The 16,053-nt window shown below is 69.1% G+C and carries 18 protein-coding genes and 1 tRNA gene; 10 read left to right on the forward strand and 9 right to left on the reverse strand.

What is annotated here, in order from left to right; translation table 11 throughout:
- The first annotated feature begins 12 nt into the window (after nucleotides 1-12).
- The 4 genes from P9849_RS15470 (at nucleotide 13) to P9849_RS15485 (ending at nucleotide 4,222) form a co-directional block, all read left to right on the forward strand.
- Nucleotides 13-1,326 (forward strand): MFS transporter, encoded by a 1,314-nt coding sequence (locus tag P9849_RS15470; protein WP_278269173.1) that lies wholly within the window; start codon nucleotides 13-15, stop codon nucleotides 1,324-1,326.
- 194 nt (nucleotides 1,327-1,520) lie between these two features.
- The gene (locus tag P9849_RS15475) at nucleotides 1,521-2,444 is read left to right on the forward strand and encodes a hypothetical protein (RefSeq protein WP_278267602.1); all 924 of its coding nucleotides are present in this window, start codon (nucleotides 1,521-1,523) and stop codon (nucleotides 2,442-2,444) included.
- 96 nt (nucleotides 2,445-2,540) lie between these two features.
- Entirely contained in the window at nucleotides 2,541-3,023 is a 483-nt protein-coding gene (locus P9849_RS15480) for a TrkA C-terminal domain-containing protein (RefSeq protein ID WP_066213925.1), read from the forward strand.
- Between the two features lie 2 nt (nucleotides 3,024-3,025).
- Entirely contained in the window at nucleotides 3,026-4,222 is a 1,197-nt protein-coding gene (locus tag P9849_RS15485; protein WP_278267603.1) for a cation:proton antiporter, read from the forward strand.
- Between the two features lie 43 nt (nucleotides 4,223-4,265).
- On the opposite strand, the gene P9849_RS15490 is transcribed toward P9849_RS15485, so the two are convergent.
- The gene (locus P9849_RS15490) at nucleotides 4,266-5,531 is read right to left on the reverse strand and encodes an MFS transporter (RefSeq protein WP_278267604.1); all 1,266 of its coding nucleotides are present in this window, start codon (nucleotides 5,529-5,531) and stop codon (nucleotides 4,266-4,268) included.
- 218 nt (nucleotides 5,532-5,749) lie between these two features.
- On the opposite strand from P9849_RS15490, the gene P9849_RS15495 reads away from it, so the two are divergent.
- Nucleotides 5,750-6,256 (forward strand): MarR family transcriptional regulator, encoded by a 507-nt coding sequence (locus P9849_RS15495; protein ID WP_066213914.1) that lies wholly within the window; start codon nucleotides 5,750-5,752, stop codon nucleotides 6,254-6,256.
- A gap of 33 nt (nucleotides 6,257-6,289) precedes the next feature.
- Here the strand turns inward: P9849_RS15495 and P9849_RS15500 are convergent, their stop codons facing one another.
- Both P9849_RS15500 and P9849_RS15505 read right to left on the reverse strand, forming a co-directional pair.
- On the reverse strand, nucleotides 6,290-7,501 hold the full coding sequence (locus P9849_RS15500) for a low temperature requirement protein A (RefSeq protein WP_278267605.1): 1,212 nt from the start codon (nucleotides 7,499-7,501) through the stop codon (nucleotides 6,290-6,292).
- 173 nt (nucleotides 7,502-7,674) lie between these two features.
- Nucleotides 7,675-8,061: a VOC family protein gene (locus tag P9849_RS15505; protein ID WP_278267606.1), complete on the reverse strand. Its 387-nt coding sequence runs from the start codon at nucleotides 8,059-8,061 to the stop codon at nucleotides 7,675-7,677.
- 125 nt (nucleotides 8,062-8,186) lie between these two features.
- Here P9849_RS15505 and P9849_RS15510 point away from each other — a divergent pair, with 125 nt between their 5' ends.
- The 3 genes from P9849_RS15510 (at nucleotide 8,187) to P9849_RS15520 (ending at nucleotide 11,100) form a co-directional block, all read left to right on the forward strand.
- Complete coding sequence (locus P9849_RS15510) at nucleotides 8,187-9,095, forward strand: sigma-70 family RNA polymerase sigma factor (protein WP_278267607.1); 909 nt, start codon at nucleotides 8,187-8,189, stop codon at nucleotides 9,093-9,095.
- Between the two features lie 229 nt (nucleotides 9,096-9,324).
- Nucleotides 9,325-10,137: an SDR family oxidoreductase gene (locus tag P9849_RS15515; RefSeq protein WP_278267608.1), complete on the forward strand. Its 813-nt coding sequence runs from the start codon at nucleotides 9,325-9,327 to the stop codon at nucleotides 10,135-10,137.
- A 255-nt stretch (nucleotides 10,138-10,392) separates the two neighbouring features.
- On the forward strand, nucleotides 10,393-11,100 hold the full coding sequence (locus P9849_RS15520) for an RraA family protein (RefSeq protein WP_278267609.1): 708 nt from the start codon (nucleotides 10,393-10,395) through the stop codon (nucleotides 11,098-11,100).
- A 39-nt stretch (nucleotides 11,101-11,139) separates the two neighbouring features.
- On the opposite strand, the gene P9849_RS15525 is transcribed toward P9849_RS15520, so the two are convergent.
- From P9849_RS15525 to P9849_RS15535, 3 genes are read right to left on the reverse strand one after another with little or no spacing between them, the layout of a single operon-like run.
- On the reverse strand, nucleotides 11,140-12,039 hold the full coding sequence (locus P9849_RS15525) for a homocysteine S-methyltransferase family protein (RefSeq protein ID WP_278267610.1): 900 nt from the start codon (nucleotides 12,037-12,039) through the stop codon (nucleotides 11,140-11,142).
- A 2-nt stretch (nucleotides 12,040-12,041) separates the two neighbouring features.
- Complete coding sequence (dcd, locus tag P9849_RS15530) at nucleotides 12,042-12,617, reverse strand: dCTP deaminase (RefSeq protein WP_066213902.1); 576 nt, start codon at nucleotides 12,615-12,617, stop codon at nucleotides 12,042-12,044.
- Nucleotides 12,618-12,641: 24 nt separating this feature from the next.
- On the reverse strand, nucleotides 12,642-13,097 hold the full coding sequence (locus P9849_RS15535; RefSeq protein ID WP_278267611.1) for an SRPBCC family protein: 456 nt from the start codon (nucleotides 13,095-13,097) through the stop codon (nucleotides 12,642-12,644).
- Nucleotides 13,098-13,300: 203 nt separating this feature from the next.
- Here P9849_RS15535 and P9849_RS15540 point away from each other — a divergent pair, with 203 nt between their 5' ends.
- The gene (locus tag P9849_RS15540; RefSeq protein ID WP_278267612.1) at nucleotides 13,301-14,737 is read left to right on the forward strand and encodes a M15 family metallopeptidase; all 1,437 of its coding nucleotides are present in this window, start codon (nucleotides 13,301-13,303) and stop codon (nucleotides 14,735-14,737) included.
- Nucleotides 14,738-14,826: 89 nt separating this feature from the next.
- Nucleotides 14,827-14,897 (forward strand) — tRNA-Gly (locus P9849_RS15545).
- A gap of 297 nt (nucleotides 14,898-15,194) precedes the next feature.
- On the opposite strand, the gene rpsN is transcribed toward P9849_RS15545, so the two are convergent.
- From rpsN to rpmB, 3 genes are read right to left on the reverse strand one after another with little or no spacing between them, the layout of a single operon-like run.
- The gene (rpsN, locus tag P9849_RS15550; RefSeq protein ID WP_066213895.1) at nucleotides 15,195-15,500 is read right to left on the reverse strand and encodes a 30S ribosomal protein S14; all 306 of its coding nucleotides are present in this window, start codon (nucleotides 15,498-15,500) and stop codon (nucleotides 15,195-15,197) included.
- 2 nt (nucleotides 15,501-15,502) lie between these two features.
- Nucleotides 15,503-15,673 (reverse strand): 50S ribosomal protein L33, encoded by a 171-nt coding sequence (gene rpmG / locus P9849_RS15555; RefSeq protein ID WP_066213893.1) that lies wholly within the window; start codon nucleotides 15,671-15,673, stop codon nucleotides 15,503-15,505.
- Nucleotides 15,673-15,909, reverse strand: coding sequence for a 50S ribosomal protein L28 (gene rpmB, locus P9849_RS15560; RefSeq protein ID WP_066214183.1), 237 nt, complete (start codon nucleotides 15,907-15,909; stop codon nucleotides 15,673-15,675). Before rpmB ends, rpmG begins: the two co-directional genes overlap by 1 nt.
- Nucleotides 15,910-16,053: the final 144 nt, after the last annotated feature.

Genomic DNA, 16,053 nt, shown 5'->3' on the forward strand with positions numbered 1-16,053 from the left:
CGGCGGCGGGGCATGGTCCTGGCCTGGGCCTCGTGGGACTGGGGTTCGGCCTCATTCAACGCGGTCATGACAACGTTCGTTTTCACCGTGTACCTGACATCCAAAGCATTCGGCGGTGAGGACCACGCGTCCGGCGTGCTGGGACTCGGCTTCGGACTCGCGGGCTTCGCGATCGCCCTGCTCGCCCCCGTGACGGGACAGCGCGCGGACGCGGGCGGCCGGCGGAAGCTGTGGCTCGGCATCTACAGCGCCGTGGTGGTCATCCTCATGGCTCTGTGCTTCTTCGTGCGGCCCGAACCCGAGTACCTCCTGCTCGGCGTGATCCTCATCAGCGTGGGGCACGTGTTCTTCGAACTGGCGGGGGTCAACTACAACGCCATGCTGACGCAGATCTCCACCCCGGCGACCATCGGGCGGGTCTCGGGCTTCGGCTGGGCCGCCGGATACCTCGGCGGGATCGTGGCGCTGCTGCTGGTGCTCCAGCTGTTCGTCCAGCCCGCGTTCCACTGGTTCGGCGCCTCGACCGACGACGCCCTCAACATCCGCCTCGTCGCGCTCTTCTCCGCGGTGTGGTTCGGGGTGTTCGCGCTGCCGGTGTTCTTCCGGGTCCCGGAACCGCCGGTTCAGCCGGGCGAGGCGCGGGTGGGATTCCTGCAGTCCTATGTGGTGCTCGTCCGGCGGATCCGGGCACTGTTCCGGCGGTCCCCTCACACCATTTACTTCCTCCTGGCGAGCGCGGTGTTCCGGGACGGCCTCGCGGCGGTGTTCACCTTCGGCGGCGTGATCGCGGCCGGGACCTTCGGATTCCAGCTCAAGGACGTCATCTTCTTCGCGGTCTTCGGGAACGTGGTGGCCGCGGCGGGGGCGATCCTGGGCGGCTTCCTGGACGACCGCATCGGGCCGAAGCGCGTGATCGAGCTGTCCCTGGTGGGCCTCCTCGTGGCGGGGACGGCCATTCTGATCCTGGGCAACAGCGAATATTCCTTCTTCGGCATGCAGTGGCACGGCAAGCTGACCTTCTGGGTGTTCGGGCTGCTGCTCTGCCTCTTCGTGGGGCCGGCGCAGGCCTCCGCACGGGCGTTCCTGGGACGGCTGGCCCCCGACGGCGAGGTGGGTGAGCTCTTCGGCCTGTACGCCACGACCGGCCGCGCGGTGTCCTTCCTGGCGCCCACGCTCTTCACCGTCTCCATCGCCGTGGCGTCCCAGTACGTCGCGGAGGGCCAGGCACAGCGCTGGGGGATCCTCGGCATCATGGTGGTGCTCCTGGCCGGCCTGCTGGTCCTGATCCCGGTCAAGGCCCCAGCGCAGGACAACGCAGCCGCCTGACCCGCTGGACACCCACGCCGTCCACGCCGTCCACGCCCCACGCGTTGTGTGCTCAGTAGTTGCGGGTATTTCCGGCCCGAACCCGCAACTACTGAGCACGCAACTGCGGGAACAGGGAGCCACCGGAAACCTGAGCCATCCACATAGCCGGAACAGCGCGGCCATCCGCGCTCCCGCCTTGTTCCGATGGGTGGATGAGAGCACAAGAACTTCCCGCACGATTCCAGAACACCTCGTTCACCGTGGCGGAAGCCCTGGCAGGTGGTGTGTCCACCAGCCGCCTCCGGGCCGCCGACCTGCGGGCGCCGAGCCGGGGGATACGCATTCCCCGAGGCGCGGACCCGACACTCCTGGCGAGCCTTCGGGCTCTGACCGCACTTGACGACGCGACGGTGGTCTCCGAGCTGACCGCTGCACGCGCCCGCGGCATCCCGCTGCCGTTCTGGGCTGATCAACAGATCCACGTCTCGCGCACACGGGGTGGCACGCACGCTCGGCGCGCCGGCGTCGTCGGGCATCGAACGCTACTGCTCCCAGGGGAAGTCGAGTACCTGGCCGGTGTGCGCATCACCTCGGCGGCGCGAACCTGGCTGGATCTGGCCCACCATCTGCCCCTCGCGGATCTCGTGGCTGCCGGGGACCACCTCGTCAACGAGCACGGCTCGGATCATCCCTTCCCACGGGTGCCGCTCTGCACGGTGGCCGACCTCCGCCGCGTGACGATGGCCCACCCCAAGATGAAGGGGAAGAGGAACGCCCTGGCGGCGTTGGACCTGATCCGCCCGGGCGCGGATTCGGTGCAGGAGACCCGGATGCGCCTGATCCTGCTGGATCATGGCGTCCCCGAGCCGGAGCTCAATGTGGTTCTCTACGACCCCTGGGGCACCCCGCGGGTCTGGCCCGACCTCGCCTACCCGCGGCAACGGCTCAGCGTGCAGTACGACGGCAAGGTCCACGGGGCGGAGCGGCAGTACGACCGGGATATCGCGCGAGCGACGATCACTGCGGAGCTGGGTTGGCAGGAACTGCGCATCAGCGCCGCCGACCTCCGCGGAACGCGGCCAAGCGTGGTCCGGAAGGTGCAACGGGCGCTTCGCGCGGCCGGCGAGCCTTCATGACCGCGTTGCGTGCTCAGTTGTTGCGGGTGTTTGGGGTCTGGACCCGCAACTACTGAGCACGCAACACGAGAAGAGTCCGGGGACTAGGCTTATGCCATGCACGTGGATGAAACCGACCTCCCCGGACTCGGGGTGCGGAAAGACTTCATGACCGCCAGCGGCCGCAGGATCGGCGTGGTGGTCCACCGTGATGGAACCACGGAGTTCATCGTCTCCACCTGGGACGACCCGGACACTTGCCAGGCCTCCATCCCCCTCACGGGACAGGAGACCACCACCCTCGCCCAGCTGCTGGGCGGCCAGCTCATCGTCAACCAGCTCACGGAAGAGCACCGGGATGTCCCGGGCATCGTGACGCGCCAGTTCTCCATCCTCCAGGATTCGCCGTTCCGGGACCGTCCCATGGGGGCGGCCTCGATCCGCACCCGCAGCGGCGTCTCGATCGTGGCGATCATGCGGGAAGGCGAGGTCATCCCTTCGCCCGGCCCCGACGTCGTGCTCCACCGTGGTGACCTGCTCGTGGCAGTGGGAACGCTCGAAGGCCTGGACAAGGCCGCCGAAATACTCCGCAAGGGATAGCGGTGGACCAACTCGCGGTGACCCTGATCGAGTTGGGGGCCGTGGTCTTCGTACTCGGCCTCCTGGCCCGGCTTGCCGGACGGGTGGGCATGTCCCCCATCCCGTTCTACCTGCTGGGCGGCCTGGGCTTCGGCGCGGGCGGCATCATCCAGCTCGACGGAGTCCGCGAGTTCAGCCATCTCTCGGGCGAGATCGGCGTGATCCTCCTGCTGCTGATGCTCGGGCTCGAGTACAGCGCGGATGAGCTTTTCACCGGACTCAAGAAGTCCTGGCAGGCCGGCGTGCTCGACGCCGTGCTGAACGCCATCCCGGGCGCGGCCGTGGCACTCCTGCTCGGCTGGGGTCCGGTCGGCGCGCTCGTGATGGCCGGCGTCACCTACATCTCGTCGTCCGGGATCGCCGCCAAAACCCTCACCGACCTGGGACGGCTCGGCAACCGCGAGACGCCCGTGGTCCTCTCCGTGCTGGTGTTCGAAGACCTGGCCATGGCCGTCTATCTCCCCATCCTGACGGCCACGCTGGCCGGCGTCGGCTTCTTCGGCGGACTGCAGGCGGTGGCCATCGCGCTGGCGGTCATCACGGTGGTGCTCCTGGTCGCCATGAAGCACGGGCAGCGCGTCTCGGCGATCGTGCACAGCGAGAACGCCGAGGTCTTCCTGCTGACGGTGCTCGGCGCGGCCCTCCTGGTGGCGGGCCTCGCCTCGGCGCTCCAGGTGTCCGCCGCCGTCGGCGCGTTCATGCTGGGCATCGCCATCTCCGGCGCGACGGCGCACAACGCCACCCGGATGCTGGAACCGCTGCGGGACCTCTTCGCCGCCATCTTCTTCGTGGCGTTCGGCCTCAGCACCGACGCGACGGCCATCCCGCCGGTCCTCGGCTGGGCGCTGCTCCTGGCCGTCGCGACCACGGCCACCAAGATGCTCACGGGCTGGTGGGCCGCTGGACGGGCGGGGATCGGCAAACCGGGCCGCGTGCGCGCTGGCGCGGCCCTGGTGGCGCGCGGCGAGTTCTCCATCGTCATCGCGGGCCTGGCCGTCGCCTCCGGCGCAGTGCCGGGCCAGATGGCCGCTCTCGCCTCGTCCTACGTGCTCATCATGGCGGTGCTCGGGCCGCTGATCGCCCGGTTCATCGAAAGCTGGGCCAAGCCCTTCATCAAACCCCGCAAAGCACCGGTGGCCGGAGCCGGAACCTCGGCCTGAGGTCCGGTTCCGGCCACCGTCGGATCGCTGCGGCGAGTCGGCGTCAGGCGGCGAGCGCCTCGTCCGACCGGACGGGGATTCCGGCCCGCGCCCGTGCCGCCAGCACCTGCCGGATCCGCCAGGCCGCGAAGATCGCCACCACGCTGATGACCAGGTGCATGATCAGGAACGCGTCCCCGAGGCCCGCACCCAGCAGCACGCCCGCGATCAGCGGACCGGCCGCGGAGAACGCCGTCTGCAGCGCCGCGACCACGCCGAGGGTCTGGCCGACCATGCCGGCGGGCGCCAGCGACGCCGTGAGCGGGTTCAGCACCGGGCTGTAGACCGTCTCCCCCACGGCGAAGATCCCGTAGGTCATGACGAACAGCGCCGACGCGATCCCGGGCATGAACTGCGCCACCGAGAGCAACAGCCAGGACACCAGCCAGACCGAGCCGACCGCCATGAGCAGGGTCGCGGCGGGCCGCTTGGCCGTCAGCTTCACGACGACGAGCTGCAGCGCCACGATCACCAGGCAGTTCACGGCCGCCGCGGTTCCGATCACGGACGGCTCGGCGTTCAGCACCGTGAGCGCGTAGGCGGGCAGGCCGGACTCGAACTGGGCGTAGAACCCGAGGGCCAGCGCGATCGTCACGACGGCGGTCCAGCGCATGGCGGGGTCCGCGAAGATGAGCCGCAGCGCGCCGCGGCGGCGGCCGCCGTCGTCGAGCGCCTGATCGGCGGTGGAGGCGACGCCGTCGAGCACCAGGGCGGCGCCGCGGCCGAGGCTTCCGGCCAACGCGATGATCGCCGAGGAGATCACGAAGCCACCGGCAGCCATGAGGAAACCGACCGTCAGGCCGTCGGCGCGGCCGAGGTCGACCACCAGGCCTGCCAGGAACGCGCCCGCGGCCATGCCGAGGGACTCGCCCGTGAACTTGTAGGCGAAGACCTTGCGGCGGTCGGCGCTCGAGGACCACTCGAGCGCGAGCACCTGCTTCGCGGGGACCGCGCCGGACAGGCCGAGCCCGAACACCAGCATCCCCAGCAGGAAGGTGCCTGGCTCTTGGACGAACATCAGGGAGCCGACCGCCACCGCGCCGATCAGCTGTGCCAGCACGGCCACCAGGACCGGGTTGAAGCGGTCCGCGAGCCGGCCGGCCACCGGCGAGGCGAAGAGCGCGCCGAGGGAGAACAAGGAGGCGGCCGCGGCGGCCACCAGGGCGCCCCAGCCGCGCGTTTCCGCGGCATAGGCGTACTGATAGGGAAGAACGGCTCCCCAGCCGAGAGAACCGATGGCGGACGCGAGGATCAAAAGCTTCGCGCGCATGAGTGCACCCCCTTGGGTCTGATGAAGGAACGATGTCCGGTGAAGGATGTGTGGCGTCGAATGCCCTGTGCTTGACGGGCCCTGTGCTCAACAGGCTCTGCGCTCAACAGGACGAGCCGCCCTCATTCCTCCCGGAGTGAGCGCGGCCACATTTATTCGACTTCGAATATTTCGATATCGAAATATTACCACATCGAAGTTCATGAGAGAATCCCTGAATGCCCCCTCGCAAGCCCAGTGCCCAGGAAGAACACCGCCGGAGCGTCGCGGCCTATGTCGCGGCCGGCGGCGAGGAGACCGTGCAGCGGGTCATCACCGCCGTGCAGTCCCTCAACAGGAAGCTGGACCAGTGGTACGCCCGTCAGCTGGCCGATCTGGACGTCACCGCCGGTGAATGGGGCGTGGTCACCGCGCTGGTGAAGGCGAAGGAGCCCCTCACGCCGAGTCAGCTCGCGGACCTGAGCAACGTCGCGCCGTCGTCGATGACGCATCGCCTGGACAAGCTCGCGCTGCGCGGGCTGGTCGAACGCACGCAGGACCCCGGCAACCGCACCCGCGTGTTCGTGAGTCTCACCGAGGAGGGCCGTCAGCTCTTCAACCTCGCGATCAAGGGGTCGAGCGTCGTGGAGACGGACGTGCTTCAGGATCTCAGCAGCCCGGAGATGAAGGAACTGGCCCGCATGCTGGAGGTCGTGATCGCGCGGCTGGACGACATCGAGGCGTAGGCCGGGCGGCTCACCACCCACCCCTCGGGACGGTCAGGCGCCTGCGTCCTCCGCCTCCTCGAGCTCCTCGATCCGCTCCGACGCCGCCAGGGTGGCCGGCAGCTCGAGCAACACCACCAGCAGGATCATGACGACGGCGGCGGCCACCATCGAGCCGAGGGTGTTCTCCCCCGGCACGAACGCACAGGCCGCCAGGAGCACGGTCAGCACCAGGAAGAGCAGGCTGGTGGGGCGCGGAAGCGACTTCCGCAGCGTGATGAACCAGGTGGTGAGCACGAACAGCGCGATCGGCACGGTGAGGGTGGCCGCGGCGGCCACCCGGCCCAGCTCGGCGTGCCCGTCCGCGAAGTCGATCGCCACTTCGATCCCCGCCGAGAACGAGGCCGCGGCGGCGAACACCAGGTAGTGGCCGTAGCCGAAGGTCAGCGCGTTCCGGAGGCTGCCGAAATGCTCGTGATGCTCGCGGGAGAAGTAGATCCACCACATCCCCGCCGCGAGAACCAGACCGCACGCGGCGATCGGCAGCAGGGCCCCGAGATGCTCCTGCGCGGCCGCGGCATCCACGATCGCGCCGGTGGAGGCCAGGATCGACTCGCCCAGCACGATCAGGGTGAAGCAGCCGTACCGTTCCGCGATGTGGCTGGGGTGCCAGGGGGTCTTCCGCGCCGTCTCGGCCCAGACGGGCACCGAGACCTCGGCCAGCACCAGGATCACGAACCCCCAGAACCCGATCTGCCCCGGCAGGAGAAGCCTGAGCAGCCACAGCACCTGGACCACCGCCACTCCGCCGGCGTAACGCAGCGCGGTGACCCTGAGTTCCGGGCTGGACGCCGCCGCACGGAGCCACTGGCAGACCAGCGGAACCCTCATCACGAGGTACCCCAGGGTCACGACGGTGAAGTCGCCCTCGGACATCGCCGCCCCGACGCCGCCGGCCAGGACCAGGGCGCCGGCCATCTGGATGATCGTCAGGATCCGGTAGAGCCAGTCATCAGTGTCGAAGGAGGTGGCGAACCAGGTGAAGTTCATCCACGCCCACCAGATGCCGAAGAACACCAGGAGGAAGGCCACGATCCCCTCCCCTACGTGATTCTCGGCGTAGAAGTGGTGCAGCTGCGCGGAGATCATCGACACCGCCACCACGAACACCAGGTCGAAGAACAGTTCCAGCGGGCTGGCGGCGCGGAACGACTCGAAGGGGTCGCGGGGCGTCATCCGCCGGAGTCCAAGTCGTGCGGTGCTCATGTGCGGTTCTCCCTGCGCGAGGCCGGGGCGGTGGGCCCCGGGATCCGGATCGGTTCTGCCTCCTACGATAGAGAACCCGCGCAAGCCGACGACGTTCCGGACCCGGAAACGCCGGTGTCCCCTGGTCTCCGCGTTGCGGAACCAGGGGACACCGCGAACGGCACAGCCTCGCTTCAGGCGAAGTTGCCGATCTCCAGGACGAGGCCGCCGGGCGCGCGGACGAAGGCGGCGCGCTGGCCCCATTCGCGGTCGGTGGGCTCCACGAGCGACTCGGCGCCCGCGCTGACGGCCTGCTGGTAGGCGGCGTCGACGTCGTCGGCGTCGTCGGCGACGAAGCTGAGCACGCCCGTGACGCGGGCGGGATCGGCGACCTCGAGCGGCTGCCCGGGAAGGTGGTTGCCGGCGGCCTCGAGGGTGCCGAAGGCGAGCTTGGTGTCGCCTGCAGCGACTTCGGCGTAGCCCTCGCCGTAGACCTGGGCCTGCAGTCCGAAGGCGGTGCCGAAGAACTCGGCGGCGTCCTTGGCGTTGTCGACGTAGAACATGCTCTTGGCGTAGCGCATGGGATTCTCCTTCAGGATCGATACGGGCACTTCCCGCATTCACCCTCTTGACGTCTGGGCATTCGACGATGTGACATGGCGAGGGCGACGCGTCACATCCAGCGCCCGCCGGACGTCGAAGAGGCATGGAGAACATGGAATCCGAGCTCGAACTCGCCACCCGCTTCGACCAGGAGCGCTCTCGCCTGCTGGGCATCGCCCAGAGGATCCTCGGACCGTCCGGCCCGCTCGGCGCCGAGGACGCCGTCCAGGAGGCCTGGTTCCGGCTTGCCCGGCTGGACGACGACGTCGACAACCTCCCCGCCTGGCTCACCACCGTGGTGAGCCGCATCTGCCTCGACGCCCTCCGCTCCCACGCACGGCACGAGGCGCTAGCGGAGACGCTCGCCGGGCAGCTCGACGAGGTCGCGCCCGGACCGGAGGAACAGGCGCAGCTGGACGACTCTCTGAGCGTGGCGCTCCTGGTCGTCCTGGACACGCTGAGCCCGGCCGAGCGGGTCGCGTTCGTGCTCCACGACCTCTTCGGCGCACCGTTCGAAGAGGTCGCCGCGGCCACCGGACGGTCCGCCGCGGCCGCGCGGCAGCTGGCCAGCCGCGCACGACGCCGGGTGCGCGGCCAGGCGGGACTGGAACCGTCGGCGTCGTCGGACGATGTGCCCGAGAGCCCGACGGCGGACGTCACCGACGGCGCGCGGGCGCCCCGCGCGGTGGTGGAAGCGTTCCTGACGGCGGCGAAGGGCGGCGACCTGGCGGCGCTGGTCAGGCTGCTGGATCCCGACGTCGTCATGACGTCCGACGCGACCGCCGCGGCGATGGGTTCCCCGGCCCTCAAACTCGGACGGGACGAGGTCTCCGGCTTCTTCAACGGCAAGGCCAAGGCCGCACGCTTCGCGATGCTGGGCGGCGAACCAGGCCTCGTGTGGCAGTACCGCGGCGTGGTCCAGGTGGCGTTCACCTTCCAGCTCCGCGACGGCGTCATCCACGCGGTGCGCCTGATCGGCGACCGCGCGGAACTGGACCGCCTGACGGCGTAGGGCACCGCGCCGCACGCGTGGCCGGCCCTGTGTGCTCCGGCGTTGCGTGCTCAGTCGTCTTACGTGCTCAGTTGTTGCGGGTCTTTCCGTCGAGAACCCGCAACAACTGAGCACACAACCGTCCAGGGCCGGCCGATCCGCCGCTCGCTAGGATGAGCAAACGGGGCGGGTGGCATGTTTTCACGCCTCGCATTGGAACCCTCATCATCACGCACTTGAAAGGGACATCATGACTCACTCGAACCGCCCCCTGGCCGTCGTCACCGGGGCGACCGGAGGAATCGGCCGTGACATCTGCCGCCTGCTGGCCCGCGAAGGTTACGACATCGTGGCACAGTACAACTCCCAGCACGACAGGGCCGAGCAGCTGAAAGGCTCTCTCGAAGAGCTCGGTGCGCACTGCGCCACAGTGTCGTGCGACCTGGGAACCCCCGAGGCCATCGACGCCGTGGACGCCGCCGTCGAGGAGGCGCTCAGCAGCACCGGGGGCGAGCTCAAAGCCCTCGTCAACAACGCGGCGATGCTCCTCGGGCCGTCACTGAGCAGCGCCACCCACGAGCAGTTCGACGCCTACATGGCCGTGAACGTGCGCGCCCCCTTCTTCCTGGCGCAGAGGCTTTCGCTCCGGATGCCGCCGGGCGGCTCGATCGTCAACGTGTCCTCCGCCGGAGTGCACTTCTCCTGTCCTGACGACATCGTGTACGCCATGGGCAAGGCGGCGCTCGAATCCATGGCGTTCCACGCGGCCGAGTCGCTGGCGGAACGTGGGATCCGCATCAACGCGGTGATCCCCGGGTTCACCGACAACGGGCACGAGCTGTTCAGCATCCCCGAGGCGCGGGCCCACATGTCGACGTTCGCGGTGCAGGGCGATGTCGCGGACCCGTCCGTGGTGGCCGAGGCGGTGCTGTTCCTGCTGTCCGATCGGGCCTCACGGACCACCGGGACGACTCTCGACGTCAGCGGCGGCAGCACCCTGGGAGCGCGGCCCCGCTCCGCCGAGAAGCTGACCCTCCTGGCCTTGCAGAACCAGGGCGCCTGACGGAGGCGCGACGCCGGGGGCGAGCGGCAGCGCGAGCTCTCGTTGCGTGCTCAGTTGTTGCGGGTGTTCCGCCGTGGAACCCGCAACAACTGAGCACACAACGGAGGACGGCCCCGCCCATGGCCAGTGATTCCAACTGGCTACATCTTTCAAGGCCATTTTCGGAGAGACTGGCTTACTGGCGCTGTGCCGGCACCCCTCGGGAACGGCCCGCCACGCGAAGGATCCCGGAATCGTGAAGGAGCCCCACTCGGCATGGACCGTGAACAGCTGCGACAGGCCTATCAGGACCTCAGCACCCCCCACGTCGCCGACGCATGCCTGCGTCTCGGCGTCGAGGTCCGCTGCGCCCCCACCGGCACGACAGCGCCCTGGGACGGGGCCGCCGTCGTCGGCCGCGCCCGGCCGGTGCAGCATTTCGGCAGCGCCGACATCTTCCTCGAAGTGATCAACGGCGCCGAACCCGGCGACGTCCTGGTCGTGGACAACGACGGCCGCGCGGACGAGGCGTGCGTCGGCGACCTGGTCGCTCTCGAAGCCAGCCGGGCGGGACTGGCCGGCATCGTCATGTGGGGACTGCACCGCGACACCTCGGAACTCCGCGCGATTCAGCTGCCGGTCTTCAGCCTGGGCGCGCTGCCGGCCGGGCCACAGCGCCTCGATCCACGGACGCCGGACGCCATGGAATCGGCACGGATCGGCGACCACGTGATCACGGCGGACGACTTCGTCCTGGGCGACGACGACGGCGTCCTCTTCGTCCCGCTCGACCGCGCCGCGGAAGTGGCGGAGACCGCCGCGGCGATCCGCGAGACCGAACGCGGTCAGGCCCTCAGGATGCTGCAGGGTACGAGCCTCCGGCAGCAGACCGACTTCGACGGATTCCTCGCGGCCCGCGCCAACGACCCGGATCTGACGTTCCGCCGCTACCTCCGGGCGGTCGGCGCGGAGATCGAGGAGTAGACAGGAGCCCGGGCGGACAGCCCGCGGCGCCCCGACGAGTCAGCTCAGCCGTTCCCGCAGGACCTCGAGATGCTCCGGGCCGATCCCGCAGCATCCGCCGATGATCGTCGCGCCCTGCTCGCGCCAGCGCTCCGCCCAGCTCAGGTATCCGGCCGGATCGAGGTCCTCGCGGAGCTCGTCGAGGCCGTCGTTCGCCGTCGCGTCCTCGGGCTGCGGCGGGAAGGCGTTCGCGTACACGCCCAGCTCCAGCTCGGCTCCCAGCCGCCCGACGACGGCGCCCGCCTCCGCGAGTGCCGCCCCCATGACCTCGGGCCGGCTGCAGTTGAACAGCAGCGCCGCGGCTCCCAGGGCGACGGCCGTCTCGGCAGCCTCGGCCACACTCTCCCCGGACCGCAGCACGGCCGGGCCATCCTCCTGCTCGTCCCGCAGGGTGAAGGAGATCCAGAAGGGGAGCCCGTCCTCGGGAAGCCCGGCCTTCACGGCACGCGCTTCGGCGAGGGACCCCTGGGTCTCGGCCAGCCACAGGTCCACATGCCCGGACAGGCCCGCCACCAAGGGAGCCAGCACCTCCGGCGCGCGTTCGGCGTCGAAGAGATCGGGGCGGTAGGAGCCGAACAGCGGCGGCAAGGAGCCCGCGACGCGCACGCCCGCGGAGCCGGCGTCGTCGGCCGCGGCGCGCGCCAGACGCCCCGCACGGTCGGCGAGCGTCCGGGCCTGGGCGGCGAAGACGTCCTCGCCCAGATGGAAGGGGACGAGGGCGTAGCTGTCGGTGGTGATGACGCGCGCGCCGGCGCCGATGAAGTCCTCGTGGACGGCCTGGACGTGCTCGGGCGCCTCCATGAGGGCGAGCGCGGACCACTCGGGCTGCCGGAAGGGCGCGCCCCGGCGTGCCAGCTCCCGGCCCATGCCGCCGTCCAGCAGCGTCAGAGCGGCGGGCACCCTCAGATGTCCGTCCGGTGGAAGTTCAGGTGGCTGCGGGAGGCGGTGGGACCGCGCTGGCCCTGGTACCGGTTGCCGTACTCGCGGGAGCCGTACGGGTGCTCGGCGGCCGAGGTGAGCTGGAAGAAGCAGAGCTGACCGATCTTCATGCCGGGCCACAGCTTGATGGGCAGGGTCGCGACGTTGGAGAGCTCCAGGGTGACATGGCCGGAGAACCCGGGGTCGATGAACCCGGCGGTCGAGTGCGTCAGCAGGCCGAGACGGCCCAGGGAGGACTTGCCTTCGAGGCGTGCCGCGATGTCGTTCGGGAGGGTCACCGTCTCATAGGTGGAGCCGAGCACGAATTCGCCGGGATGCAGGATGAAGGGTTCGTCGCCGTCCACCTCGACCAGACGGGTCAGCTCGGGCTGCTCCTGCGCCGGATCGATGTGCGCGTACTTGTGGTTGTCGAAGAGGCGGAAGAACCGGTCCAGCCGGACATCGACGCTGGAGGGCTGCACCATGGAGGGCTCGAAGGGGTCCAGAGCGATGCGCCCTGCGGCCAGTTCGGATCGGATGTCGCGGTCAGAGATCAGCACAGTCTCAAAAATACCGCACCGGGCTCAGGCCACGCGTTCCAGAGGCGTCTCGAGGACTTCTTTGAGACGCTCCAGCTGGCGGACCTCCTGCTCCAGGATGCGCTGGGAATCGCGCCAGTAGAAACGACGGAAGCCCCGCGGCGTGAAATCAAGAGCGTACCGCACGCGGGTGGAGTCGCCTTCGGTGCTCAGGTAGTAACCGCCGCGGGTGCCCACCGGCCCGTACAGCACGGCGAATTCCAGCTCGGCGCCACTGCGGGAGGCGGTGATCCGGTAGGTGCCGGGGATGCTGCTGGCTGAGCCGTGCTCGTACGACTGCTGATAGACGGCGCCCACGGCGCCCGGCGACCCGCTGCGCAGGATCACGGAACGCAAGCCTTCCCGCCAGCGGGGATTGTTCGCGCCGTCCGCCAGGAAGCTGAAGACAGAGAGCGCATCACAACGGATGAGCACATCATGCGAAGCCTGCACCACTGCCATAGTCCTTCCTCGAGAGTCGTCAACAGCCCGTATCCCCCGATCAAGGCACAAAAAAGAATACGTTTCACTTGCAGGTACAACCAGGACTTCCGGCCAGGTTTTACCGAATGGTTATCCCCTGCCACGCTGAACGCCTCCCCCGTGCCCCTTCCACCCGGCGGAAAACAAGGAGATGATGTGCCTGACTGCACAGGGGGTTGCTCATGTCCGAATCCGTCCACGTGTCCGTATCGTCACCTGCCCGCAGACCGCGCAGACTGCGCCTGCTGGCCGCCGCGGCCGCCGTCGCCGCGCTGACTCTGAGCTTCACGACGCCGGCACACGCCACCGGCAATCCCCTCCCGTCCGCGGACCCCTCGCCGTCCGCGTCGAGCATCGCGGTGCTGGTCAACAAGCAGCGCCCCCTCAATCCGAGCCAGTACTACCCGTCCGATCTGGTGAATTTCCGCGGCACGGGATACTCCCTCCGCCGCGAGGCCGCCACGGCGCTGAACAACCTCTTCACGGCGGCCGGCGCAGCGGGACGGCCCCTCACCGTCGTCAGCGCGTTCCGGAGCTATCAGACCCAGGTCAGCACCTACAACTACTACGTCAGCCAGTACGGCGAAGCGTACGCCAACACCATCTCCGCCCGGCCCGGGTACAGCGAGCACCAGACGGGCCTGGCCGTCGACGTCGGCAACACTTACAACTGCGGCCTCAGCACCTGCTTCGGCAGCACCCCTGAGGGCCAGTGGGTGGCGGCCAACGCCTGGCGCTTCGGTTTCATCGTGCGGTACCCGAACGGCTACACCGGCACCACGGGCTACGCCTACGAGCCCTGGCATCTGCGGTACGTCGGCGGCGACGTCTCCTCGGACATGCGCGCCCGGAAGATCCCGACCCTGGAGCAGTACTTCTCCGGCAGCCCTGCCCGCGCGGCCACCGTCAAGAGCGGCGGCGACATCCTGGCGGTGGACGGTTCGGGCGCGCTGCGGCTCTATCGGGGCGTCAACGGGACGGTGTCGCTCGTCGGGACGGTCAGCAACGGCTGGTCCGGGTTCCGGGAAGGTCACCTCGTGGACTGGACCGGCGACGGGATCTACGACATCGTGGCCGTCACCAAGGACGGACGGCTCCTGCTGTACCGGGGCGGCGCCCAGGGCGGATTCGCGGCGGCCCAGCAGATCGGCAGCGGCTGGGGACCCATGACCCTGGCCATCGGACGCCTCAAGGCCGGGCAGCGACCGGGAATCGTCGCCTACAACGCCGCCGGCTACCTGTACCACTACGCCAACCCCACGGGCGGCGCCCCGGCGGCCGCCACCTACATCGGCGCCGGGTGGAAGGGCGCGGCTCTTTCGCTGACCGACTTCACCGGCGACGGCCAGGTCGACCTCATGGCGCGGATGCCCAACGGCACGCTCCGCGCCTACCCGGGCAACGGCACGGGAACGGTGCGAGGCTTCTCCACGGTGGCCACAGGCTGGCAGGGGTACACGAGCATCTTCGCGGACTACGGATTCGCGGGCGCCGGGAGCCGGGGCCTGATGACGCGGCAGGCGAACGGCGGGCTGGTCTACCACGGGTTCCGGAACGGCCAGTGGCTCACTCCACGGACCGTCGGCTGGGGCTGGGGACCGCTGAACATCTTCCGCTGAGCGGCGGTTTCGGGTCCCGGGACCTGATTCGCACCGGAGGCCCGGCTGCGCTAAGCTGAGGCGTGCTGCCACGGCTTGGCCCTGGCCGCGGGGCTGTAGCTCAATGGTAGAGCACCTGCTTCCCAAGCAGGTGACGCGGGTTCGATTCCCGTCAGCCCCTCGTTTCCGAAGGCCCCCGCTCCTCGAGCGGGGGCCTTTCGCGTGCCCGGCCGCAGCAGGCCCGGCCGACGGGGCGAGAGGCCGGCGGCGCACGTGGACAGCGTCGCACGTGGACGCCGCCGACGTCGGGGGTTCGCGCCGACAGCACGGGCTGCAGGCCGTGCGCTCGGCAGGATCCCCCGAACTCGGCGGCGCGGACGCGGCCCGGACCGCACCCGGGTACGCGAAAGGCCGGCCATCCGTGCGGATGACCGGCCTTTCAGTCTCAGATGGACGCGACCCTCAGAGGGTCACGGTCCTACCAGGAAGACTTGGTGATGCCCGGCAGCTCGCCCTTGTGGGCCATGTCGCGGAAGCGGACACGGGAGATGCCGAACTTCTGGAAGGTGCCACGGGGGCGGCCGTCGATGGCGTCGCGGTTGCGGACGCGGACGGGGGAAGCGTTGCGGGGCAGCTTCTGCAGACCCAGGCGGGCCTCCTCGCGTGCCTCGTCGGTCGCGTTCGGGTCGACCAGGGTCTTCTTGAGCTCGAGGCGCTTGGCAGCGTAGCGCTCAACGATGACCTTGCGCTGCTCGTTACGAGCAATCTTGGACTTCTTCGCCATGTTTAGCGCTCCTCTCGGAATTCGACGTGCTGGCGCACAACCGGGTCGTACTTCTTCAGGACCAGACGGTCCGGGTCGTTACGACGGTTCTTGCGCGTCACGTAGGTGTAGCCGGTGCCCGCGGTGGACTTCAGCTTGATGATCGGACGTACGTCCTTGTCCTTCTTTGCCATTAGAGCTTCACCCCACGAGCCAGAATCTCGGCGACAACAGCGTCGATACCGCGCTGGTCGATGACCTTGATGCCCTTGGCAGAAACCTGCAGGGTCACGTTACGGCGCAGGGACGGAACCCAGTAGCGCTTCTTCTGGATGTTCGGGTCGAACCGACGCTTGTTGCGGCGGTGCGAGTGCGAAATGCTGTGCCCGAAGCCCGGCTCGGCCCCAGTCACCTGGCAGTGTGCTGCCATGATCGACTCCTCGATGTCAGTGATACCGGGAGGGTTTTCCATCCCGGGCGCCGCCGTCGCGTCCACGCACGTCACCCCTGAAAGGATGAGCACGGGAAACAGAAATGGCTGACTTGAGCCCCTAACTACCGGCGAGCTTGACCG

It is taken from the genome of Arthrobacter sp. Y-9, assembly GCF_029690065.1.
GTDB lineage: Bacteria > Actinomycetota > Actinomycetes > Actinomycetales > Micrococcaceae > Arthrobacter_E.